The 19,884-nt window shown below is 45.9% G+C and carries 33 protein-coding genes; all 33 read right to left on the bottom strand.

Going from position 1 to position 19,884, the window contains the following annotated elements; genetic code table 11:
• Positions 1–5: 5 nt before the first annotated feature.
• The gene (gene dsbD / locus C2757_RS00445; RefSeq protein ID WP_215374702.1) at positions 6–1,691 is read right to left on the bottom strand and encodes a protein-disulfide reductase DsbD; all 1,686 of its coding nucleotides are present in this window, start codon (positions 1,689–1,691) and stop codon (positions 6–8) included.
• A complete protein-coding gene (gene cutA, locus C2757_RS00440) occupies positions 1,688–2,038 on the bottom strand; it encodes a divalent-cation tolerance protein CutA (RefSeq protein WP_215374700.1) in 351 nt (116 codons plus the stop codon). The genes dsbD and cutA overlap by 4 nt, the downstream gene beginning before the upstream one ends.
• Before the next feature lie 67 nt (positions 2,039–2,105).
• Complete coding sequence (gene rplQ, locus C2757_RS00435; protein ID WP_215374697.1) at positions 2,106–2,501, bottom strand: 50S ribosomal protein L17; 396 nt, start codon at positions 2,499–2,501, stop codon at positions 2,106–2,108.
• A gap of 16 nt (positions 2,502–2,517) precedes the next feature.
• Entirely contained in the window at positions 2,518–3,498 is a 981-nt protein-coding gene (rpoA, locus tag C2757_RS00430; protein ID WP_215374694.1) for a DNA-directed RNA polymerase subunit alpha, read from the bottom strand.
• Between the two features lie 23 nt (positions 3,499–3,521).
• Positions 3,522–4,145, bottom strand: a complete 624-nt coding sequence (gene rpsD / locus C2757_RS00425; RefSeq protein WP_215374691.1) for a 30S ribosomal protein S4 — start codon at positions 4,143–4,145, stop codon at positions 3,522–3,524.
• Between the two features lie 116 nt (positions 4,146–4,261).
• Positions 4,262–4,669 (bottom strand): 30S ribosomal protein S11, encoded by a 408-nt coding sequence (gene rpsK / locus C2757_RS00420; RefSeq protein ID WP_011901923.1) that lies wholly within the window; start codon positions 4,667–4,669, stop codon positions 4,262–4,264.
• Between the two features lie 18 nt (positions 4,670–4,687).
• Entirely contained in the window at positions 4,688–5,053 is a 366-nt protein-coding gene (gene rpsM, locus C2757_RS00415) for a 30S ribosomal protein S13 (protein ID WP_215374689.1), read from the bottom strand.
• A 24-nt stretch (positions 5,054–5,077) separates the two neighbouring features.
• Complete coding sequence (gene rpmJ / locus C2757_RS00410; RefSeq protein WP_012357167.1) at positions 5,078–5,194, bottom strand: 50S ribosomal protein L36; 117 nt, start codon at positions 5,192–5,194, stop codon at positions 5,078–5,080.
• 34 nt (positions 5,195–5,228) lie between these two features.
• Positions 5,229–5,447, bottom strand: a complete 219-nt coding sequence (gene infA, locus C2757_RS00405) for a translation initiation factor IF-1 (protein WP_068320132.1) — start codon at positions 5,445–5,447, stop codon at positions 5,229–5,231.
• A gap of 4 nt (positions 5,448–5,451) precedes the next feature.
• On the bottom strand, positions 5,452–6,786 hold the full coding sequence (gene secY, locus C2757_RS00400; RefSeq protein WP_215374686.1) for a preprotein translocase subunit SecY: 1,335 nt from the start codon (positions 6,784–6,786) through the stop codon (positions 5,452–5,454).
• Positions 6,787–6,804: 18 nt separating this feature from the next.
• The gene (gene rplO / locus C2757_RS00395; RefSeq protein ID WP_215374683.1) at positions 6,805–7,245 is read right to left on the bottom strand and encodes a 50S ribosomal protein L15; all 441 of its coding nucleotides are present in this window, start codon (positions 7,243–7,245) and stop codon (positions 6,805–6,807) included.
• 24 nt (positions 7,246–7,269) lie between these two features.
• Positions 7,270–7,458 carry a 50S ribosomal protein L30 gene (gene rpmD, locus C2757_RS00390; RefSeq protein WP_215374680.1) on the bottom strand — a complete coding sequence of 63 codons (189 nt, stop codon included), beginning with the start codon at positions 7,456–7,458 and terminating at the stop codon, positions 7,270–7,272.
• A gap of 23 nt (positions 7,459–7,481) precedes the next feature.
• Positions 7,482–8,000, bottom strand: coding sequence for a 30S ribosomal protein S5 (gene rpsE, locus C2757_RS00385; RefSeq protein ID WP_068947703.1), 519 nt, complete (start codon positions 7,998–8,000; stop codon positions 7,482–7,484).
• 18 nt (positions 8,001–8,018) lie between these two features.
• Complete coding sequence (rplR, locus tag C2757_RS00380) at positions 8,019–8,372, bottom strand: 50S ribosomal protein L18 (protein ID WP_215374677.1); 354 nt, start codon at positions 8,370–8,372, stop codon at positions 8,019–8,021.
• A gap of 13 nt (positions 8,373–8,385) precedes the next feature.
• A complete protein-coding gene (gene rplF, locus C2757_RS00375) occupies positions 8,386–8,919 on the bottom strand; it encodes a 50S ribosomal protein L6 (RefSeq protein WP_215374674.1) in 534 nt (177 codons plus the stop codon).
• Between the two features lie 10 nt (positions 8,920–8,929).
• A complete protein-coding gene (gene rpsH, locus C2757_RS00370; RefSeq protein WP_068947700.1) occupies positions 8,930–9,325 on the bottom strand; it encodes a 30S ribosomal protein S8 in 396 nt (131 codons plus the stop codon).
• A gap of 24 nt (positions 9,326–9,349) precedes the next feature.
• Entirely contained in the window at positions 9,350–9,655 is a 306-nt protein-coding gene (rpsN, locus tag C2757_RS00365) for a 30S ribosomal protein S14 (RefSeq protein ID WP_071464445.1), read from the bottom strand.
• Positions 9,656–9,664: 9 nt separating this feature from the next.
• Positions 9,665–10,207 carry a 50S ribosomal protein L5 gene (rplE, locus tag C2757_RS00360; RefSeq protein ID WP_015420243.1) on the bottom strand — a complete coding sequence of 181 codons (543 nt, stop codon included), beginning with the start codon at positions 10,205–10,207 and terminating at the stop codon, positions 9,665–9,667.
• A gap of 16 nt (positions 10,208–10,223) precedes the next feature.
• Positions 10,224–10,532 (bottom strand): 50S ribosomal protein L24, encoded by a 309-nt coding sequence (gene rplX / locus C2757_RS00355; RefSeq protein WP_015420242.1) that lies wholly within the window; start codon positions 10,530–10,532, stop codon positions 10,224–10,226.
• A 9-nt stretch (positions 10,533–10,541) separates the two neighbouring features.
• A complete protein-coding gene (rplN, locus tag C2757_RS00350; RefSeq protein ID WP_011901910.1) occupies positions 10,542–10,910 on the bottom strand; it encodes a 50S ribosomal protein L14 in 369 nt (122 codons plus the stop codon).
• A 183-nt stretch (positions 10,911–11,093) separates the two neighbouring features.
• Entirely contained in the window at positions 11,094–11,363 is a 270-nt protein-coding gene (gene rpsQ, locus C2757_RS00345) for a 30S ribosomal protein S17 (RefSeq protein WP_011901909.1), read from the bottom strand.
• Positions 11,364–11,375: 12 nt separating this feature from the next.
• On the bottom strand, positions 11,376–11,570 hold the full coding sequence (rpmC, locus tag C2757_RS00340) for a 50S ribosomal protein L29 (RefSeq protein WP_215374672.1): 195 nt from the start codon (positions 11,568–11,570) through the stop codon (positions 11,376–11,378).
• A 14-nt stretch (positions 11,571–11,584) separates the two neighbouring features.
• Positions 11,585–11,998, bottom strand: coding sequence for a 50S ribosomal protein L16 (rplP, locus tag C2757_RS00335; protein WP_071464443.1), 414 nt, complete (start codon positions 11,996–11,998; stop codon positions 11,585–11,587).
• A 2-nt stretch (positions 11,999–12,000) separates the two neighbouring features.
• Complete coding sequence (rpsC, locus tag C2757_RS00330) at positions 12,001–12,828, bottom strand: 30S ribosomal protein S3 (protein WP_215374669.1); 828 nt, start codon at positions 12,826–12,828, stop codon at positions 12,001–12,003.
• 8 nt (positions 12,829–12,836) lie between these two features.
• A complete protein-coding gene (gene rplV / locus C2757_RS00325) occupies positions 12,837–13,169 on the bottom strand; it encodes a 50S ribosomal protein L22 (protein ID WP_215358374.1) in 333 nt (110 codons plus the stop codon).
• Between the two features lie 7 nt (positions 13,170–13,176).
• Complete coding sequence (rpsS, locus tag C2757_RS00320) at positions 13,177–13,455, bottom strand: 30S ribosomal protein S19 (RefSeq protein ID WP_087908800.1); 279 nt, start codon at positions 13,453–13,455, stop codon at positions 13,177–13,179.
• 19 nt (positions 13,456–13,474) lie between these two features.
• Positions 13,475–14,305, bottom strand: coding sequence for a 50S ribosomal protein L2 (rplB, locus tag C2757_RS00315; protein WP_068947694.1), 831 nt, complete (start codon positions 14,303–14,305; stop codon positions 13,475–13,477).
• A 2-nt stretch (positions 14,306–14,307) separates the two neighbouring features.
• Positions 14,308–14,622, bottom strand: a complete 315-nt coding sequence (gene rplW, locus C2757_RS00310; RefSeq protein WP_215374667.1) for a 50S ribosomal protein L23 — start codon at positions 14,620–14,622, stop codon at positions 14,308–14,310.
• The gene (rplD, locus tag C2757_RS00305; protein WP_215374664.1) at positions 14,619–15,239 is read right to left on the bottom strand and encodes a 50S ribosomal protein L4; all 621 of its coding nucleotides are present in this window, start codon (positions 15,237–15,239) and stop codon (positions 14,619–14,621) included. The genes rplW and rplD overlap by 4 nt, the downstream gene beginning before the upstream one ends.
• Before the next feature lie 11 nt (positions 15,240–15,250).
• Positions 15,251–15,907: a 50S ribosomal protein L3 gene (gene rplC, locus C2757_RS00300; protein ID WP_215376702.1), complete on the bottom strand. Its 657-nt coding sequence runs from the start codon at positions 15,905–15,907 to the stop codon at positions 15,251–15,253.
• Between the two features lie 197 nt (positions 15,908–16,104).
• Positions 16,105–16,416: a 30S ribosomal protein S10 gene (gene rpsJ, locus C2757_RS00295; protein WP_011901899.1), complete on the bottom strand. Its 312-nt coding sequence runs from the start codon at positions 16,414–16,416 to the stop codon at positions 16,105–16,107.
• A gap of 117 nt (positions 16,417–16,533) precedes the next feature.
• Complete coding sequence (tuf, locus tag C2757_RS00290) at positions 16,534–17,724, bottom strand: elongation factor Tu (protein ID WP_215374647.1); 1,191 nt, start codon at positions 17,722–17,724, stop codon at positions 16,534–16,536.
• A 50-nt stretch (positions 17,725–17,774) separates the two neighbouring features.
• The gene (fusA, locus tag C2757_RS00285) at positions 17,775–19,877 is read right to left on the bottom strand and encodes an elongation factor G (RefSeq protein WP_215374662.1); all 2,103 of its coding nucleotides are present in this window, start codon (positions 19,875–19,877) and stop codon (positions 17,775–17,777) included.
• Positions 19,878–19,884: the final 7 nt, after the last annotated feature.

Genomic DNA, 19,884 nt, shown 5'->3' with positions numbered 1-19,884 from the left:
TCTGTCTAGTTGCTTTTAATAGCTACTACCTGTTTTAAGCGTTCAATAAAACGCTGCGGTGGCATATAGCCAATCACTCGTTGATCTTTTAACTCATCTGAGTTGAGATTAAAAATCACAATACCCGGCGGCCCAAATAGTCTAAAACGTTTGAGTAACGCTTGGTTATCGATACTATTGCTAGTGACGTCTGCTTGCAATAAAACAAATTGTTTTAGTTCAGCCCCAACTTGAGGGTTTGCAAAAGTATTGACTTCCATTTCTTTGCAACTAATGCACCAGTCTGCATAAAAATCCAGCAGGACAAACTTGCCCTCTGCTTTAGCCCTACTGAGTTGTGTGTCTAACTCTGCAGGCGTATGAATCACCAGAAAAGATAATTCTCCAACTTGATGAATTCTCTGCCCATTGATTGTTTTGACTGATCCAATCGGCTCATTTTTCAGAATTAATGGCGATGCAATCCAAGCTGCCGTTGCCACCAATAGGATGCCTAAGGTACGCTGTAACCAAACCATCCACATGCCTGTAGATGGAATCAAAATACGTGCCTCGATCGCAATCAATAGGAGTGGCAGACCCATGCCCAGCGCCATTACAAAGAGCAATCCTGCCCCCAGGCTGATTGACCCAGTCTGGGCAATAAAGGCCAACACACCTGCAAGTGGGGCCGTAATGCACGGGCTAGCCACCAAAGTGGAAATTCCACCCAAGGCAAATGCCCCAAACACGCTACCGCCCTTTTGGCGCCCCGCGAGTCTATCGATATGCTGGTGCCATGAGTGGGGCAAACGTAGCTCATAGAGCCCAAATAAGCTACCTGAGAGGATCAAAAGCAGTATGGCAAAAGCGGCAAGTGCTAGTGGGCTTTGGAGCACCCTTTGCACACTACCGCCCAAAGCTGCCATCAAGGTTCCTGCCAAGGCATAGACTAAAGCCATGCCAAGCACATATGCGAGTGCCAGGATACTGGCGCGTCTCTTGGAAATTGCTTTGCCATCTTGGGTTCCAAAAATCACACTCGATAGAATGGGTAGCATTGGTAGAACACAGGGGGTAAACGCTAAAGCGAGACCCAAAATAAAAAAGGCTAAGAATAAATAAGTGGTAGATGTACCTTCTAAAAAGCGGCCAATAGCATTGACATCATCTCGCTCACGCCAAAGATCAAACACACTAAATTGGGTCACTTTCTGATCTGCGTTGTTTTGCAAACCATCCAATGCTTCTGGTATCGGCGCTGCCTTAACCCCAGGAGCCGCTAATAAAAATTTCAATGTCATTGGCGGATAGCAGATACCAGCTTCTGCGCAACCTTGTAGGGCCACATCAACATGAATAGGCTTGCCAGTAATGGTTTTAACATCTAGCAACACTATGAAAGGCTGCTTGTAGATTTGTAGTTTTTTCTGAAAAGTTTCATCAAACTTCTCAATCCCCACTGGCAGTGCAGGCCTTATTTTATATAGCTTTCCAGCCTCAGTACCCGCCTCGAATTGAAGTGATTCTTGATAGATGTAGTAGCCTTTGGAAGGCATAAATTCCAGTTCAATTTGATTGGAATTTTCTAACCAAGTAGCTTCGACTCGGAATGCTTTTTCTGGGGGCAGGAAATCCGGTGCAGCGAAAACTTGTGCCGATAACAGCACGAGCAATGCGATAACGGTTTTCAGAAAAGATTGCATTCTCATGCTTTCGAATTTACCTCAGCTTGTACCCACTCACCATATTGCTGATCGTATTGCTCTGGGGAAAATGCCAAAATTTCAGGTAGATCGTAGGGATGACTATCTTTAATAAAGATGCAAATCTCGTCCCATCGGTGCGCTACTGTCTTGGCAGATAAAAGAACCTCCTGCTCTTCGCACACCTTGCCTTCCCAGCGATATATGGAAGATATCCCTTCGGTTATCTGTACGCAGGCTGCGAGCTGAGCCTCTACTAGGGCTCGAGCTATGGTGCTAGCGGACTCCATATTTGGAAGGCTCGTAACGACCACTAAAAGCTTATTGGAATTAACAGAGGGAGCGTGAGGCATAGCGTATTTATAACCCGTAAATGAAAAAAGCCAGACCGAAGCCTGGCTTTATATGCGGCTGTGAGACTTAAGCCTCTTCAGCTACTACTGCTGTTTCTTCAGCTTCTGGACGATCAACCAGCTCTACTAATGCCATTGGAGCATTGTCGCCATGACGAAAGCCAAACTTCAAAATACGAAGGTAGCCACCTGGACGTGTTGCGTAACGTGGGCCGAGCTCAGTGAAGAGTTTGGTCACGATATCGCGATCACGAGTGCGATTGAATGCCAAGCGACGGTTTGCCAAGTTATCTTTTTTACCCAAGGTAATCAAAGGCTCAACAACCATGCGCAATTCTTTTGCTTTTGGCAAAGTGGTTTTAATCACTTCGTGCTCCAAAAGAGAATTGGACATGTTGCGCAGCATCGCCAAGCGATGTGAAGATGTTCTGTTTAGTTTGCGTAAGCCGTTTCCGTGACGCATGATGCTTCCTTTCTAATTATTTCTCGAGGTTGGCTGGAGGCCAGCTTTCGAGTTTCATGCCAAGACTTAAACCACGAGCAGCCAATACGTCTTTGATTTCATTCAAAGACTTACGACCCAAATTAGGCGTCTTCAACAATTCATTCTCTGTACGTTGAATCAAGTCACCAATGTAGTAAATGTTCTCAGCCTTCAAGCAATTTGCAGAGCGAACTGTGAGCTCGAGATCATCAACCGGACGCATCAACATTGGATCAACCATTGAAGAGCGATTTGGTGCTAAATCACCAGAAACTTCGCTGCTCTCAAGAGCTGCGAATACTACCAACTGATCCACTAAGATGCTAGCTGCCTGACGAATCGCTTCCTCAGGAGACAACACACCGTTGGTTTCAATAGTCATTACGAGACGATCGAGGTCGGTACGTTGCTCAACACGAGCAGACTCAACAGCATAGCTAACACGGCTAACTGGGCTAAAAGAAGCATCCAACACGATACGGCCAATGATCTTAGTAGTTTCGTCGTTGTACTGACGTACGTTACCTGGAACATAGCCACGGCCTTTTTCAACCTTGATCTGCATATCCAACTTGCCACCAGCCGACAAATGCGCGATGACATGATCAGGGTTCATGATTTCTACATCATGTGGAAGATCGATATCTTTTGCTGTAACGACGCCTGGGCCTTCTTTACGCAAATTGATAGTGACTTCATCGCGTGACTGCAACTTAAATACGATACCTTTGAGGTTGAGCAAGAGATTAACAACATCTTCTTGAACGCCATCTAAAGTGGAATATTCATGAACTACACCTGCAATCGCTACTTCAGTTGGTGCATAACCAACCATTGAAGACAAGAGTACGCGACGTAATGCATTTCCGAGTGTGTGGCCATAGCCACGCTCGAACGGCTCCATAACAACCTTAGCTTGGTTGGCGGTAAGCGCTTCAACAGAAATAATTTTTGGCTTGAGCAAATTTGTTTGCATATTTTTTCCTTGAGAGTGCCTAATTAGCGTGAATACAATTCGACGATCAAACTTTCATTAATTTCACCGCTGATATCTTCGCGGTCGGGCACTTGCTTAAATGTTCCTTCCAGCTTGGCTGCATCAACTGAAACCCAGGTAACTGCAGACATTTGCTGAACCAAATTGAGTGATTCTGCAATACGCGCCTGCTTCTTCGCTTTTTCGCGGATCGCAACTACATCACCAGGTTTAACCTGAATGGATGGAATATTCACAGCGCTACCATTTAAGGTAATCGCACCGTGAGAAACCAACTGACGTGCTTCTGCGCGAGTTGAACCAAAGCCCATGCGATAAACCACGTTGTCGAGACGTGACTCTAGCAACTGGAGCAAAGTTTCGCCAGTATTGCCCTTACGACGCTCAGCTTCTGCGAAGTAACGACGGAATTGACGCTCTAATACGCCATAGATACGTTTAACCTTTTGCTTTTCACGCAATTGATTACCGTAATCCGATGTTCTTGAGCCAGATGTACGACCATGTTGACCAGGCTTAGTATCTAACTTGCACTTGTCTGACAGGGCGCGACGTGCGCTCTTTAAAAATAAGTCGGTACCTTCCCGACGTGCTAATTTGGCCTTAGGCCCTAAGTAACGTGCCACGATGCTTTCCTTTCTTTGCCGCAGTCTTACGACCGGCGGTGAGTTCACCCTTTAATTCAGATGAACAGTGGGCTTTTAATAAAAAACTACAAAACTTGTGCTACCAACTTCCTAGCTTAGATACGACGACGCTTAGGAGGACGGCAACCATTGTGTGGAACTGGGGTAACGTCTTGAATCTCAGTGATCTTGATACCCAATGAGTTCAATGCACGAACCGCAGATTCGCGACCTGGACCTGGGCCCTTGATCTGAACTTCCAAATTCTTGATACCGCATTCAACAGCAGCTTTACCAGCAACCTCTGCAGCTACCTGAGCAGCAAATGGCGTTGATTTACGTGAGCCTTTGAAGCCCTGACCGCCAGAAGTTGCCCATGAAAGCGCATTTCCTTGACGATCAGTGATCGTAATAATGGTGTTGTTAAAAGAAGCATGAACGTGTGCGATGCCGTCAGCAACGTTCTTTTTAACCTTCTTGCGAGCGCGCTGTGAAGCAGCGGAAGCGGATTGTTGTTTTGCCATGTCAATAAACTTTCTTGATTATTTCTTCAGTGCGATGCCAGACTTACGTGGGCCCTTACGGGTACGCGCATTCGTCTTAGTACGTTGACCACGAACAGGCAAGCCCTTACGATGGCGCACGCCACGATAGCAACCCAAGTCCATCAAACGCTTGATGCTCATAGTTACTTCACGACGAAGGTCACCTTCGGTAATGAACTTACCAACTTCATCACGCAACTTTTCTAAGTCGCCGTCAGTCAGGTCTTTTACTTTTTTGTCGATAGCAACACCTGTGGTTTCACAAATTTTGCGTGCACGAGTTGTGCCAATTCCAAAAATTGCTGTTAAACCGATAACAGTATGTTGATGATTTGGGATATTTACCCCAGCGATACGTGCCATGAGATTTCCTCTTAATTAACCAGATCAGCCTTGACGCTGCTTATGACGTGCATCTGAAGAACAGATCACGCGCACAACGCGTTTGCGCTTAATGATCTTGCAATTTCTGCAAATACACTTAACGGATGCTAAAACTTTCATAACTCACCTCTTAAAAATAGGTACTACTTAATCTTTACTTCGCTCGGAAAATGATTCTGGCGCGCGTAAGGTCGTAAGGAGTCATCTCCACTGTTACCTTATCTCCCGGCAAAATACGGATGTAATGCATCCGCATCTTTCCGGAAATGTGCCCTAGAACCACATGTCCGTTTTCAAGCTTCACGCGAAACATCGCATTCGGCAAATTCTCTACAACTTCCCCCGCCATCTGAATTACATCGTCTTTAGACATTCAGTTAGGCGCCCATCTTAAAGTTGGCTTTTTTCATCAAAGAGCCGTACTGTTGCTGCATGACATATGACTGAACTTGAGCCATAAAATCCATCGCAACAACAACAATAATCAACAGTGAAGTACCACCGAAATAAAACGGCACGTTGTACTTCAACACTAAGAATTCTGGCAACAAGCAAACCAAAACCATATAAATTGCACCAGCCAAAGTCAAACGCACCAAGATCTTGTCGATGTAACGCGCCGTCTGATCACCGGGACGAATTCCTGGAACAAATGCGCCACTCTTTTTCAAGTTATCTGCTGTTTCACGGCTGTTAAATACCAAGGCGGTATAGAAAAAGCAGAAGAAAATAATCGCTGCAGCATACAAAATGGTGTACACAGGCTGACCTGGGGCCAAAGTAGCTGCCAAATCTTTAATGATGCGACTAAAAATATTTCTTGGCTCACCGGATGTAAACCAGCCAGCAATCGTTGCAGGGAACAAAATAATAGAAGAAGCAAAAATAGGAGGAATAACGCCTGCCATATTTAACTTCAATGGGAAATAAGAGGACTGACCGCCATAGATCTTGTTGCCAACTTGACGCTTAGCGTAGTTCACCAAGATACGGCGCTGACCACGCTCTACAAACACCACAAAATAAGTCACTGCTACGCAAATCACAACGATCAATAGTGCAGAAACAATGTTCATTGACCCGGTACGCACCAACTCTAACAGACTAGCCAATGCATTTGGCAGGCCAGAAACAATACCGCCGAAAATAATGATGGAGATACCGTTACCCAAACCACGCTCAGTAATTTGCTCACCAAGCCACATCAAGAACATGGTGCCAGTAACTAAAGTAACCACTGTATTCAATTCAAACATCAAGCCTGGATGCACTACTAAACCTGGCTGTGCTTGCAGGGCAACAGAAATTCCTAAAGCCTGGAAAGTAGCCAAGAATACAGTGCCATAACGGGTGTACTGGGTAATTTTGCGCTGACCAGCTTGGCCTTCTTTTTTCAAAGACTCGAGTGAAGGCACAACAATCGTCATTAGCTGCATGATGATTGATGCAGAAATGTAAGGCATGATTCCCAAAGCAAAAACGGTGAAGCGAGATAAAGCACCGCCTGAGAATAGGTTAAACATTCCCAAGATACCGTCTTTTTGACCAGCAAATAACTGCGCCAATTGGTCTGGATCAATGCCTGGAACAGGAATATGAGCACCTAAACGGAACACGAGCAAAGCCAGCACCAAGAAAATCAAGCGTTGACGTAATTCGCCAAACTTGCCTCCTGTTGCAGTACTTGTGTTATTGGTAGGTGCTAATGCCATATTGAATAAAAGATTCTATTAAGCCAACTCAACCAATTTGCCGCCAGCTGCTTCAATAGCTGCTTTAGCGCCAGCGGTAGCTGTAATACCTTTGAGGGTTACAGCAATCTTGAGTTCGCCAGTCTTCACAACCTTCACAGCATTGATTTGCTCACCAGCAAAACCATGCGCTTTCAAAACCAACAAGTCCACTTCTGGCAGATTGATTTTGGCTAAGTCATTCAAGGTAATTTGGCCAACGTGACGACGTGTCAAAGACACGAATCCACGTTTTGGCAAACGACGGTACATCGGCATCTGACCGCCTTCGAAGCCCACTTTGTGGAATCCGCCAGAACGGGATTTTTGACCTTTGTGACCACGGCCAGCAGTTTTACCAAGACCAGAACCAATGCCGCGACCTACGCGACGACGGTTTTTCTTGGAGCCCTCTGCGGGCTTGAGTGTATTGAGTTCCATATTCTTCGCCTATTTACTTGCTAGTTAGCCAACAACTTTAACTAGATAAGAAACTTTATTAATCATGCCGCGAACCGCTGGTGTATCTTCCAATTCAGAAACTGAATTGATACGACCTAGGCCTAAACCACGTACAGTTGCACGGTGGCTTTCGCGTGTGCCAATCAAGCTGCGAACTAATTGCAGTTTGACTTTGGAGTTAGATGTTGTCATTTGTAGATTCCTAATCTTTAGTCTTAGCCGAGAATCTCTTCGACTGACTTGCCGCGCTTAGCAGCAATCTCAGCAGGAGTACTCATCTTGCTCAAACCATCAATCGTTGCTCGAACCAAGTTGTAAGGGTTTGTAGACCCAAGTGACTTAGCAACAACGTTCGTTACGCCCATTACGTCGAAAATCGCGCGCATTGGGCCGCCAGCAATAATTCCAGTACCGTCTTTAGCTGGAGAAATCAAAACGCGTGACGCGCCATGCTGACCAGTAACAGTGTGCTGTAAGGTGCCCTTACGTAAGGAAACCTTGATCATCTTGCGACGAGCTTCATCCATTGCTTTTTGAACGGCAACTGGAACTTCTTTTGATTTGCCTTTACCCATACCGATGCGGCCATCGCCATCGCCAACTACAGTAAGTGCAGCGAAACCGAGAATACGGCCACCCTTAACCACTTTAGTTACACGATTAACAGCGATCATCTTCTCGCGAAGACCATCATCACGCTCTTCGTTTTGCATCTTAGTTTGCATTTTTGCCATGTTTTTTCCTAAACCCTTTTAGAACTTCAGGCCGGCTTCACGCGCAGCTTCAGCTAAGGCCTTAATACGGCCGTGGTAACGATGACCGGAACGGTCAAAAGCAACATCAACAATGCCTGCCTTAACAGCGCGCTCAGCAACCAACTTGCCGATTTGTTTAGCCGCATCAGCGTTGCCGCCGTTTTTGATCGCTTGGCGCAATTCTTTTTCCATAGTTGAAGCAGCTGCAACAACTTTTGTTCCACATGGGCTATATACCTGAGCAGAAATATGTGAATTGCTACGGATAACTGTTAAGCGATTTGCCAATGCTTCGGCAATGCGAATGCGAGTCTGCCGAGCACGTCTTTGTCTGGATTCGTCTTTATTCATTTTCTAATCTCGCTTACTTCTTCTTAGTTTCTTTCAGATGCACAACCTCATCCACGTAGCGAACACCCTTACCTTTGTATGGCTCTGGTGAACGATAGGCGCGAACTTCAGCTGCGACCTGGCCAACTTGCTGCTTGTTGGAACCTTTAATAATGATTTCAGTTTGAGTTGGAGTCTCCGCTTTTACACCCTTTGGTAGGTTGTAAATAATGTCGTGTGAGAAACCTAACTGCAACTTCAATGTTTCGCCTTGAGCAGCAGCACGATAACCAACGCCTACCAAGCTGAGCTTGCGCTCAAAGCCAGTAGTTACGCCAACAACCATGTTGTTTACCAAAGCGCGTGCTGTACCTGACTGTGCACCAGCTTCTGGTGAGTCGCTGTTTACAACCACTGTCAATACGCCATCTTCCTGTTTCAAACCAACAGTCGGATGCAAGTTATGTGTCAATGTGCCTAATGGGCCTTTAACAGTAATGTTTGCACCATTGATGCTGATTTCAGCTCCTTTAGGAACTGTAATTGGTGATTTACCTACGCGGGACATATTTCGCTCCTTAAGCTACGTAGCAAATAACTTCGCCGCCCACGCCTGTTGCACGTGCTTTACGGTCGGTCATTACGCCTTGAGGGGTTGAAATAATTGCAATGCCCAAGCCATTCATTACTTCTGGAATGTCATGACGGCCTTTATAGATACGTAGACTTGGTGTAGATACACGGTCAATACGCTCAATAACAGGGCGGCCTGCATAGTATTTGAGATCAATGTGGAGCACTGGCTTAGCTGCTTCACCTTTGATTTCGAAACTTTCGATATAGCCTTCATCTTGCAAAACTTTTGCGATGGCTACTTTTACTTTTGACGACGGCATAGTGACTAGTGGCTTCTGCACTGCTTGCGCATTGCGGATCCGGGTCAACATGTCGGCGATTGGATCGCTGATACTCATGAGTTCTCCTAATTCTTTCGCCGCTTACCAGCTGGCCTTGGTTAAACCGGGGATTTCGCCACGGAAGGCGATTTCACGAATCTTGCTACGAGCCAAACCGAACTTGCGGAATGTGCCACGTGGGCGACCGGTTAATGAACAACGATTTCTTTGACGAATCGGGCTTGCGTTACGTGGAAGTGCCTGTAGTTTCAAGCGAGCTTCATAGCGCTCTTCATCGCTGCGTGATTGATCAGCAATGATCGCTTTCAGTTCAGCACGCTTGGCAGCGTACTTCTCTACAGTTTTAGCGCGCTTATTCTCGCGCTCAATTAGGGATAGTTTTGCCACGTTAGCCTCTTAATTGCGGAAAGGGAATTTGAATGCTGCCAACAAAGCTTTTGCTTCTTCGTCGGTTTTAGCAGTCGTCGTAATACTGATATTGAGACCACGGAGGGCATCAATCTTGTCGTATTCAATTTCAGGGAAAATGATCTGTTCTTTAACGCCGATGTTGTAGTTACCACGGCCATCAAATGCTTTACCAGAAATACCGCGGAAGTCACGTACTCGTGGCAATGCAACAGTCACAAAACGGTCTAAAAATTCATACATGCGTTGACCACGCAATGTCACCATGGCGCCGATTGGGTAGCCTTGACGAATTTTGAAACCCGCAATCGCTTTTTTAGCTTTAGTTACAACTGGCTTTTGACCCGCAACTTTAGTTAAATCGCCTACTGCATTTTCAATAATTTTCTTGTCGTTCACTGCATCACCGAGGCCCATGTTCAGGGTTACTTTAGTAATACGTGGAACTTCCATTACAGACTTGTAGCCAAATTTGGCGATCAAATCAGCAACGACTTTTGCTTGGTAATGTTCTTGGAAACGTGTGCTCATAATTTCTCCGTGCCCCTTATGCGCTTAAAGTTGCGCCAGTGGTTTTGAGGAAACGTTGCTTTTTGCCATCTACGAGTTTGATACCAACACGTGATGGTTTACCGTTACCGTCAACCAAAGCCACATTAGAAATGTGAACAGGCATAGTCTTGTCAATCATGCCGCCGGTTACACCTGCAGCTGGGTTTGGCTTAACGCTCTTTTTATAAATATTTACGCCTTCGATCACTAATTTGTTCTCGAGAACGGCCGTTACAGTTCCTTGCTTGCCTTTATCGCGGCCAGTCAACAGAACTACGGAATCACCTTTACGAATCTTTTTCATATCAGCCTCTTAAATCACTTCGGGGGCGAGAGAAACGATCTTCATGAACTTCTCAGTACGCAATTCGCGTGTTACTGGTCCGAAGATACGTGTGCCAATTGGCTCTAACTTAGCGTTGAGCAATACCGCAGCGTTTGCATCGAACTTAATCAATGAACCGTCTGGACGGCGAACACCCTTAGCTGTTCTCACTACAACAGCGTTATAAATATCACCTTTTTTTACACGGCCACGTGGAGCAGCTGACTTAACGCTGACTTTGATGACATCACCGATACTGGCGTAACGACGCTTAGAGCCGCCCAATACCTTGATGCACAAAACTTCACTGGCGCCTGTGTTATCGGCGACCTGCAATCTACTTTCGGTTTGTATCATTTCTAATCCCCAACTTATTAGCCAAAGGCAAACAGTCTTGGTTCCGTCTATGGGCTTTAACGAAAGCTAAAACCCGGAATTAATGAAAAACACTGCTTCTCCAATAAAACCAGAGAAGCCTTCTATTCTACTACGTAAAACAGGGATTTGGGAAGATATTTCGCCAAATCCCCTAAAAAATACTTAAATACCTTTAGAGGCCTCAACCAAACGGGTCACAACCCAAGATTTAGTACGTGAAATTGGCTTTGATTCAGCAATTTCAACGGTATCACCCATCTTGTATGTGCCAGCTTCGTCATGTGCATGGTACTTTTTGGACTGGCCAACGTACTTACCAATCACGGGATGCTTCACTTGACGCTCAACCAACACGGTCACAGTTTTCTGCATTTTGTCGCTAACAACGCGGCCCACTAGGGTGCGGCGCAAGGGTTTAGATAATTCTGTCATATCCCTTTTTCCTTATTTCTGTGCAGTCTTTTGGGCAATAAAAGTCTTTACACGAGCGATATCGCGCTTAGTTTTACCCAATTGGCTGGTATTAGTGAGTTGCTGAGTGCCCTTTTGCATACGGAGCTTAAAGTTGGTCTTTAAGAGCTCTGTTAATTCTGCATTTAAGCCATTCAGATCTTTAGATGCTAATTCTTTATTTTTCATAATCTCTATCCCGATCAACCTAAGTGGCGAATCACGAAAGTGGTCTGCAAAGGTAACTTAGCAGCAGCAAGCTTGAAAGCTTCGCGCGCCAAAGTCTCATCTACACCGTCCATCTCGTAAAGCACTTTGCCTGGTTGAATTTCAGCTACGTAGTACTCTGGATTACCTTTACCGTTACCCATACGTACTTCAGCAGGTTTTTGTGAAATTGGCTTATCTGGGAAAATACGAATCCAAATACGGCCACCACGTTTAATGTGACGGGTCATTGCGCGACGTGCTGACTCAATTTGACGAGCAGTCAGACGGCCACGGCCAACGGCCTTCAATCCAAAGTCACCAAAGGCTACAGAACTACCGCGTGTTGCCACGCCAGTGTTACGGCCTTTTTGTTCCTTACGATACTTACGACGCTTTGGTTGTAGCATGCTTACTCTCCTGACTTCTGCGTATCTGCGGCAGGTGTTTCAACCTTACGAACACGCTTCACTGCTGGTTTGGCAGCAACTAATGGCTTGTCTGTGGCAGCAGCTGGTTTACGAGCCGCTGTCTTGCTTGGTGCGCGACGAGTTTTCTTTTCTTCGGCAGCAGGTTCAGCAGATGGAGCGGCTACTTGAGCTTCTGCACCGCGACCTAATGTGTCACCTTTATAAACCCAAACTTTTACACCGATGATGCCGTATGTTGTTTCTGCTTCTGATGTTGCGTAATCGATATCAGCCTTCAATGTATGAAGTGGAACACGACCCTCACGGTACCATTCGCGACGAGCAATTTCTGCACCGTTCAAACGACCTGAAGACATGATCTTGATACCTTGTGCGCCAAGACGCATGGCGCTTTGCATTGCCCGCTTCATCGCACGACGGAACATGATGCGCTTCTCTAACTGTTGAGTAATAGAGTCAGCGATCAATTGCGCGTCAACTTCCGGCTTACGAATTTCTTCAATGTTCACGTGAACTGGAACACCCATACGCTTTTGCAATTCACGGCGGAGAACTTCAATGTCTTCGCCTTTTTTACCAATTACAACGCCTGGACGTGAGCTATAGATAGTAATACGTGCGTTCTTAGCAGGACGCTCGATTACAACTTTACTAACGGATGCATTCTTCAACTTCTTCTTCAAATAGCTACGGACATCTACGTCCTCTTTGAGCATCTTTGCAAAGTCAGTATTGTTTGCATACCAACGTGATGTCCAATTCTTCGTTACCGCGAGTCGGAATCCGGTGGGGTTAATCTTTTGGCCCATATCTTTCCTTAGTTACTCAAGGTCACGCTAATGTGACAAGTTTGTTTTTCGATTTGATTGCCACGACCCTTAGCACGTGCAGTGAAGCGCTTCAAGGATGTACCTTTATCAACGATTACTGCTGATACCTTGAGCTCATCAATGTCAGCGCCTTTATTGTGTTCAGCATTTGCAATCGCTGATTCAACTACTTTTTTCACAATGAAGGCAGCTTTTTTGGGGCTGAAATTCAAAATGTTTAATGCGCGAGCAATCGGCAAACCACGAATTTGGTCAGCGACCAAACGTGTCTTTTGCGCAGAAATGCGGGCGCTCTTGTGAATAGCTTTAACTTCCATCATCATCCCCTTACTTCTTCACAACTTTCTTGTCAGCAGCGTGACCTTTGAAAGTACGGGTCAAGGCAAATTCGCCTAACTTATGACCCACCATGTTTTCTGATACATAAACCGGAACGTGTTGACGACCGTTGTGAACAGCAATTGTCAGACCAATAAAGTCTGGAAGAATTGTTGAACGGCGTGACCAAGTTTTGATCGGCTTTTTGTCTTTGTTGGCTTGTGCAACTTCAACTTTTTTTACTAAGCTGGCGTCGCAGAATGGGCCTTTTTTAGCTGAACGTGTCATATCTATTTATCCTTATCGCTTAACGTTTTTGACGACGTTGAACGATCATCGAAGTTGTGCGCTTATTGCGACGTGTGCGATAACCTTTGGTTGGAGTACCCCATGGAGATACAGGTACACGGCCTTCGCCAGTTCTACCTTCACCACCACCGTGTGGGTGATCTACTGGGTTCATTGCCACACCGCGAACGGTTGGGCGAATACCACGCCAGCGATTTGCACCTGCTTTACCAATTTGACGCAAGCTGTGCTCTTCATTACCAACTTCACCAATAGTGGCGCGGCACTCAATCAGAACACGGCGAACTTCACCAGAACGCAAACGCACTTGAGCGTATACGCCCTCACGAGCTAACAATACTGCTGAACCACCAGCGGAACGGGCAACTTGTGCACCTTTACCTGGGAGGATTTCAACACAGTGAATCGTGCTACCAACTGGAATATTGCGAATTGGCAAGTTATTACCAGATTTGATTGGCGCTTCAGAACCATTCATGATGGCTTGACCAACAGTCATACCTTTAGCAGCAGGAATGTAGCGGCGCTCACCATCCGCAAACACGATCAATGCAATATTTGCACTGCGGTTTGGATCGTATTCCAAGCGCTCAACTTTTGCTGGAATACCATCTTTGTCGTTGCGTTTAAAGTCAACAACACGATAGTGATGCTTATGACCACCACCTTTGTGACGGGTAGTGATGTGACCGTTATTGTTACGGCCCGCTTTTTGAAACTGTGGCTCTAACAATGGTGCAAAAGGCTTGCCTTTATGGAGGTCAGGATTGACCACCTTGACCATTGAGCGACGACCTGGTGAGGTCGGTTTTGTCTTCATCAAAGGCATGATTAATTCGCCTCCGCTTCAAAGTTAATTTCTTGACCTGGTTTCAAATTCACATAGGCCTTCTTAGTGTGGTCACGACGACCTTCAAAACGGCCATAGCGCTTAGGCTTACCTTTTTGATTCACGATTTGAACAGAGTCAACTTGCACTTTAAAGAGCAATTCAACTGCTTGTTTTACATCGGTCTTGTTTGCATCGCGAGCAACTTGGAAAACTACTTGTTCGTTTTTCTCTGCAACCATAGTGGCTTTTTCAGAGATAACCGGACCAAGCAGAACCTTCATCAGGTTGTGATCATTTTTACGGACTTGGCTCATTTCAGCAACTCCTCAATTTTTGCGATCGCAGCTTTGCTTACCAATACTTTTTTGTATTGAACCAAAGCTAATGGATCAGCGTGCTGTGGCTCAACCACGGCAACTTTATGCAAGTTACGTGATGCCAAGTATAAATTCTCGCTAACCTGATCAACGATGATCAAGACTGAATCCAAGCCCATTGCTTTCACTTTGTCAGCTAAAACTTTAGTCTTTGGAGCGTCAAGAGAAAATTGATCAACTACATTCAAACGACCTTCGCGGGCTAACTGAGACAAAATAGATCTCATACCAGCGCGGTACATTTTCTTATTTACTTTTTGGCTGAAATTCTCTTCAGGAGAATTCGGGAATATACGACCACCTCCACGCCACAGCGGGGAAGAGCTCATACCAGCACGTGCACGACCAGTACCTTTTTGACGCCAAGGCTTCTTGGTTGTGTGCTTAACTTGCTCACGGTCTTTTTGTGCACGGTTACCGCTACGTGCATTTGCTTGGTAGGCCACTACAACTTGGTGTACCAATGCTTCGTTATATTCACGTTCGAATACTTCTGGTGAAGCTTGAACGCCTGCACCTAAAGTACCGTTATCTTGGAGAAGCTTAAGTTCCATATTCGCTCTCCTTATTTCTTCTTCAACGGTGTTTTCACCGCTGGAGTAACAATCACTTTACCGCCTGGGGCACCTGGAATAGCGCCTTTAACCATGATGAGATTACGTTCTGCATCAATGCGTGCGATGACTAAATTTTGGACAGTACGGGTAACGTCACCAAGGTGGCCAGTCATGCGCTTACCTGGGAAAACACGACCTGGATCTTGTGCCATACCAATAGAACCTGGTACGTTGTGTGATCTAGAGTTACCGTGTGATGCGCGACCAGAAGCAAAGTGGTAACGCTTGATAGTACCTGCGTAACCTTTACCAATAGACACGCCTTGCACGTCCACTTTTTGACCAGCAGTAAATGCAGTGTCAGCAGGAATAACTTGTCCTGGTGTCATTTCTGCAATTTTTGCTGCGTCTAATTGGAATTCGTTCAGCCCGTTACCAGCCATCACACCAGCTTTAGCGAAGTGACCAGCCATTGCCTTAGTAACGCGAGTAGCTCTACGTGTGCCATGCGCCAACTGGATAGCATCATAGCCATCAGTTGCCTGGGTCTTGATTTGAGCGACTCTGTTGTCGCTCACGTCGATTACGGTCACAGGAATTGAATCCCCTTCGTCCGTAAATAGACGGGTCATGCCGACCTTGCGGCCGATTAAGCCTAAGCTCATATTCATGCTCCACGCCGACTTCGATTGGTCGGCAAAATTAATTTAAGTGATTTACAAGTAAAAGTACTTCTAAATCAATAACTTACAACGTTTTACATGCTGCTAAAACTATGGTTTTCGCCCAAATAATTGAGCGAAGCCTTAGATTCTATCCTGAAAAACCAGTCTTGACAAGCAAAAAGACTAGAAACAACCAATTATTGCAACTTAATTTCGACGTCCACACCTGCTGGGAGGTCTAATTTCATCAAAGCATCTACAGTTTTCTCTGTAGGATCAACGATATCCATCAAGCGAAGATGGGTACGGATCTCCAACTGATCACGGGATGTCTTGTTCACGTGTGGTGAACGCAAGATGTCAAAACGCTCGATACGAGTTGGCAAAGGTACTGGGCCCTTCACAACTGCGCCAGTGCGCTTAGCTGTATCAACGATTTCAGCTGCAGACTGATCGATCAGACGGTAATCAAATGCTTTAAGGCGAATACGAATTTTTTGGTTTTGCATATTAATTCCAAAGAGCGATGTGGTGCTGCCACGTTATACATCTAAAGAGCACGGTGACATCAGCAGCACTGATGTCACCGGTTAGCAAACCGCTAAATGTTATTTACTTCTACTTCCTTAAGCCAAAATCTTTGCAACCACGCCGGCGCCAACAGTACGGCCACCTTCACGGATCGCAAAACGTAAACCTTCTTCCATCGCGATTGGAGCGATGAGTTTGACGGTAATGGTGACGTTATCACCAGGCATCACCATCTCTTTGTCTTTTGGCAACTCGATTGAACCTGTTACGTCCGTTGTACGGAAGTAGAACTGGGGACGATAGTTGTTAAAGAACGGAGTATGACGACCACCTTCGTCTTTACCCAAGATATAAACCTCGGCTGTAAAGTGAGTATGTGGAGTGATTGAACCTGGCTTAGCCAATACTTGGCCGCGCTCAACTTCTTCACGTTTTGTACCGCGCAATAAGATACCAACGTTATCGCCTGCTTGACCTTGGTCGAGCAATTTGCGGAACATTTCAACACCAGTACAAGTAGTCTTGAGTGTTGGCTTGATACCGATGATTTCGATCTCTTCGCCTACTTTAACGATACCGCGCTCAATACGACCAGTCACTACAGTGCCGCGACCGGAGATAGAGAACACGTCTTCTACTGGCATCAAGAACGCGCCATCAATAGCACGCTCTGGAGTTGGGATATAAGAGTCCAATGCTTCAGCCAACTTCATGATGGCTTCTTTACCCAATGGACCTTCGTCGCCTTCAAGGGCTAACTTCGCAGAACCTTGCACGATTGGTGTGTCATCGCCTGGGAAGTCGTATTTAGACAGAAGTTCACGAACTTCCATTTCTACGAGTTCTAACAACTCAGCATCATCCACCATATCGCACTTGTTCAAAAATACGATGATGTAAGGAACACCAACTTGGCGTGCCAAGAGGATGTGCTCACGCGTTTGTGGCATTGGGCCGTCAGCAGCAGAGCAAACTAAAATTGCGCCGTCCATCTGCGCAGCACCAGTAATCATGTTCTTAACGTAGTCAGCATGTCCTGGGCAATCTACGTGAGCGTAGTGACGATTCGCTGTCTCATACTCAACGTGCGCTGTATTAATCGTAATACCGCGGGCTTTTTCTTCTGGAGCAGCATCGATCTGATCGTATGCTTTAGCTTCGCCACCAAATGCTTTTGAGAGCACGGTTGCGATTGCTGCTGTCAAAGTCGTTTTACCGTGGTCAACGTGACCGATGGTGCCTACGTTTACGTGCGGTTTTGTCCGCTCGAACTTTTCTTTTGCCATTTTTGTCTGCCTTCTTTAGCTAGTCAATATTCAAAATTAATGTGGATAAATTACTTCGCTTTAGCAGCCATGACTGCTTCAGCAACGTTCTTTGGTGCTTCGGAATAATGCTTAAATTCCATGGTGTAAGTAGCGCGACCTTGGGTCAACGAGCGTAAGCCAGTTGAGTAACCAAACATCTCTGCCAATGGCACTTCAGCGCGAACAATCTTGCCGCCGCCTGGAATGTCATCCATACCTTGCAAAATACCGCGACGTGATGAGAGGTCGCCCATTACGTTGCCCATGAAATCTTCTGGTGTTTCTACTTCAACAGCCATCATTGGCTCAAGCAACACCGGAGATGCTTTACGCATACCGTCCTTGAACGCCATTGAGCCTGCCATCTTAAATGCGTTTTCGTTAGAGTCAACGTCATGGTATGAACCGAAGAACAATGTCGCTTTGATATCTACCACTGGATAACCAGCCAAAATACCAGAGTTCAATGTTTCGATAATGCCTTTTTCAACTGCAGGGATGTATTCACGTGGAACCACACCACCCTTAATTGCGTCAACGAATTCAAAACCTTTGCCTGGGGCTTGTGGCTCTAACTTCAATACCACGTGACCGTATTGACCACGACCACCAGACTGCTTAACGAACTTACCTTCAATCTCTTCGCAAACCTTGCGAATCGTTTCACGATAAGCAACTTGTGGCTTACCAACAGTTGCTTCAACGCTGAACTCACGCTTCATGCGGTCAACCAAAATTTCCAAGTGGAGCTCGCCCATACCGGAAATAATAGTTTGGCCTGATTCTTCATCAGTCTTTACACGGAAAGATGGATCTTCTTGTGCCAAGCGATTCAAAGCAAGACCCATTTTTTCTTGGTCGGCTTTTGTCTTTGGCTCAACTGCTTGAGAGATCACTGGCTCTGGGAATACCATGCGCTCCAAAATCACAATACTATCTGGATCACACAATGTTTCGCCAGTAGTTGCGTCTTTCAGACCAACTGCAGCAGCGATATCGCCTGCATAAACTTCTTTAATTTCTTCACGTTGGTTTGCATGCATCTGCAACAAACGGCCAACACGCTCTTTCTTGCCCTTGATTGGGTTGTAGATAGTGTCTCCAGACTTCATTACGCCTGAGTAAACGCGGAAGAAGATGAGCTGACCAACAAATGGGTCAGTCATGATCTTAAATGCCAATGCAGAGAATTTCTCATCATCAGCAGCTTTACGTTCTGCAGGGGTACCGTCTTCCAATTCACAAGGAACTGGTGGCACATCTAATGGGGATGGCAACAACTCAACCACCGCATCCAACATCGCCTGAACGCCTTTGTTCTTAAACGCAGTTCCGCACAACATTGGAACGATTTCATTGGCGATAGTACGTTGACGCAATGCTGCTTTAATTTCGTCTTCGGTCAAGCCTTCGCCGCCGAGATATTTTTCCATCAATTCTTCTGAACTCTCTGCAGCAGCTTCGAGCATCTTCTCGCGCCACTCTTCAGCGGAAGCTTGCAACTCTGCAGGAATGTCTTCGTAGGTAAACTTGGTGCCCTGTGAAGCCTCATCCCAATAGATGGCCTTCATCTTCACCAAATCCACAACGCCTTTGAAGTTTTCTTCGGCGCCGATTGGAATTTGAATCAAGATTGGGTTCGCTTTGAGGCGAGTCTTCATCTGGTCATAGACCTTGAAGAAATTCGCACCAGTACGGTCCATCTTGTTTACGAATGCCAAACGGGGAACTTGATACTTGTTCGCTTGACGCCAAACAGTTTCAGATTGTGGCTGTACACCGCCTACCGCACAGTAAACCATGCAAGCACCATCCAAAACGCGCATTGAACGCTCAACTTCAATCGTGAAGTCTACGTGTCCTGGGGTATCAATAATGTTGATACGGTGCTCAGGCATATTGCCTGCCATACCCTTCCAGAAAGTGGTTGTAGCAGCGGAAGTAATCGTGATACCACGCTCTTGCTCTTGCTCCATCCAGTCCATGGTAGCCGCGCCATCATGCACTTCACCGATTTTGTGGTTAACACCGGTGTAGAACAAAACGCGTTCTGTAGTTGTTGTCTTACCTGCGTCAATGTGCGCAGAAATACCGATGTTGCGGTATTTGTCGATGGGGGTTTTACGTGCCACTGTTTAT

Source organism: Polynucleobacter sp. MWH-Svant-W18, assembly GCF_018687495.1.
Lineage (GTDB): Bacteria > Pseudomonadota > Gammaproteobacteria > Burkholderiales > Burkholderiaceae > Polynucleobacter.
This window is presented reverse-complemented; position numbering and strand designations above follow the sequence as displayed.

Bases quoted from the DNA above. Each gene is read 5' to 3' on its own strand.
- rpoA (WP_215374694.1), bottom strand. From the start codon at position 3,498: ATGCAAACAAATTTGCTCAAGCCAAAAATTATTTCTGTTGAAGCGCTT.
- rpsM (WP_215374689.1), bottom strand. From the start codon at position 5,053: ATGGCACGTATCGCTGGGGTAAATATCCCAAATCATCAACATACTGTT.
- rplP (WP_071464443.1), bottom strand. From the start codon at position 11,998: ATGCTACAACCAAAGCGTCGTAAGTATCGTAAGGAACAAAAAGGCCGT.
- rpsS (WP_087908800.1), bottom strand. From the start codon at position 13,455: ATGACACGTTCAGCTAAAAAAGGCCCATTCTGCGACGCCAGCTTAGTA.
- cutA (WP_215374700.1), bottom strand. From the start codon at position 2,038: ATGCCTCACGCTCCCTCTGTTAATTCCAATAAGCTTTTAGTGGTCGTT.
- rpmD (WP_215374680.1), bottom strand. From the start codon at position 7,458: ATGACAACATCTAACTCCAAAGTCAAACTGCAATTAGTTCGCAGCTTG.
- rplW (WP_215374667.1), bottom strand. From the start codon at position 14,622: ATGAGCCAAGTCCGTAAAAATGATCACAACCTGATGAAGGTTCTGCTT.
- rplQ (WP_215374697.1), bottom strand. From the start codon at position 2,501: ATGCGTCACGGAAACGGCTTACGCAAACTAAACAGAACATCTTCACAT.
- rpsK (WP_011901923.1), bottom strand. From the start codon at position 4,669: ATGGCAAAACAACAATCCGCTTCCGCTGCTTCACAGCGCGCTCGCAAG.
- rplF (WP_215374674.1), bottom strand. From the start codon at position 8,919: ATGTCCCGCGTAGGTAAATCACCAATTACAGTTCCTAAAGGAGCTGAA.
- rpsC (WP_215374669.1), bottom strand. From the start codon at position 12,828: ATGGGCCAAAAGATTAACCCCACCGGATTCCGACTCGCGGTAACGAAG.
- rpmJ (WP_012357167.1), bottom strand. From the start codon at position 5,194: ATGAAAGTTTTAGCATCCGTTAAGTGTATTTGCAGAAATTGCAAGATC.
- rplV (WP_215358374.1), bottom strand. From the start codon at position 13,169: ATGATGGAAGTTAAAGCTATTCACAAGAGCGCCCGCATTTCTGCGCAA.
- rplN (WP_011901910.1), bottom strand. From the start codon at position 10,910: ATGATACAAACCGAAAGTAGATTGCAGGTCGCCGATAACACAGGCGCC.
- rplD (WP_215374664.1), bottom strand. From the start codon at position 15,239: ATGGAACTTAAGCTTCTCCAAGATAACGGTACTTTAGGTGCAGGCGTT.
- rplO (WP_215374683.1), bottom strand. From the start codon at position 7,245: ATGGAACTCAATACACTCAAGCCCGCAGAGGGCTCCAAGAAAAACCGT.
- infA (WP_068320132.1), bottom strand. From the start codon at position 5,447: ATGTCTAAAGACGATGTAATTCAGATGGCGGGGGAAGTTGTAGAGAAT.
- rplX (WP_015420242.1), bottom strand. From the start codon at position 10,532: ATGAAAAAGATTCGTAAAGGTGATTCCGTAGTTCTGTTGACTGGCCGC.
- rplC (WP_215376702.1), bottom strand. From the start codon at position 15,907: ATGAGCTTAGGCTTAATCGGCCGCAAGGTCGGCATGACCCGTCTATTT.
- dsbD (WP_215374702.1), bottom strand. From the start codon at position 1,691: ATGAGAATGCAATCTTTTCTGAAAACCGTTATCGCATTGCTCGTGCTG.
- rpsJ (WP_011901899.1), bottom strand. From the start codon at position 16,416: ATGCAAAACCAAAAAATTCGTATTCGCCTTAAAGCATTTGATTACCGT.
- rpsH (WP_068947700.1), bottom strand. From the start codon at position 9,325: ATGAGTATCAGCGATCCAATCGCCGACATGTTGACCCGGATCCGCAAT.
- rplB (WP_068947694.1), bottom strand. From the start codon at position 14,305: ATGCCTTTGATGAAGACAAAACCGACCTCACCAGGTCGTCGCTCAATG.
- rplR (WP_215374677.1), bottom strand. From the start codon at position 8,372: ATGAATAAAGACGAATCCAGACAAAGACGTGCTCGGCAGACTCGCATT.
- rpmC (WP_215374672.1), bottom strand. From the start codon at position 11,570: ATGAAAAATAAAGAATTAGCATCTAAAGATCTGAATGGCTTAAATGCA.
- rpsE (WP_068947703.1), bottom strand. From the start codon at position 8,000: ATGGCAAAAATGCAAACTAAGATGCAAAACGAAGAGCGTGATGATGGT.
- tuf (WP_215374647.1), bottom strand. From the start codon at position 17,724: ATGGCAAAAGAAAAGTTCGAGCGGACAAAACCGCACGTAAACGTAGGC.
- secY (WP_215374686.1), bottom strand. From the start codon at position 6,786: ATGGCATTAGCACCTACCAATAACACAAGTACTGCAACAGGAGGCAAG.
- rpsQ (WP_011901909.1), bottom strand. From the start codon at position 11,363: ATGACAGAATTATCTAAACCCTTGCGCCGCACCCTAGTGGGCCGCGTT.
- rplE (WP_015420243.1), bottom strand. From the start codon at position 10,207: ATGAGCACACGTTTCCAAGAACATTACCAAGCAAAAGTCGTTGCTGAT.